Origin of the sequence: Mesorhizobium sp. M00.F.Ca.ET.216.01.1.1 (assembly GCF_004010325.2) — a bacterium.
GTDB lineage: Bacteria > Pseudomonadota > Alphaproteobacteria > Rhizobiales > Rhizobiaceae > Mesorhizobium.
Genome location: NZ_SADR02000203.1, coordinates 1 through 383, shown reverse-complemented (window position 1 = coordinate 383; position 383 = coordinate 1). Strand labels below are relative to the sequence as shown.

At 62.4% G+C, this 383-nt stretch carries 1 protein-coding gene; it reads left to right on the top strand.

Annotated elements, in window-relative coordinates:
• Positions 1-41: 41 nt before the first annotated feature.
• On the top strand, positions 42-383 hold a 342-nt coding region (locus tag EN859_RS35730), incomplete at its 3' end, for a lysozyme inhibitor LprI family protein (RefSeq protein WP_135913638.1).

The window sequence follows — 383 nt, the reverse complement described above, 5'->3', positions numbered from 1 at the left end:
GCTGGAAAGGTGCGGCCTCGCGAAAGGACCGGAGTTTCCAAATGCGCCGCCTGTTTCTGCCTGCCTGTCTTGTCTTGGCCGCAACGGCCACGGCAGCCTGGGGACAGGAATGCGACCGCGGCGACGACAGCCAGTCGATGATGAATATCTGCGCCAATGCCGACTTTCAGACCGCCGACGCCAAGCTCAATGCCGCCTACAAGGATCTGGTCGGCCGCAACGACGAGAAAGCCAACAAGCTGCTGCAAACGGCGCAACGCGCCTGGATCGCCTTCCGCGACGCCGAATGCGCCTATTCGACCGCCGACAGCGAAGGCGGCTCCATCCATCCGATGGAGGTATCGCAGTGCCTGACGAAGCTCTCAACCGAGCGCACAAAGCAG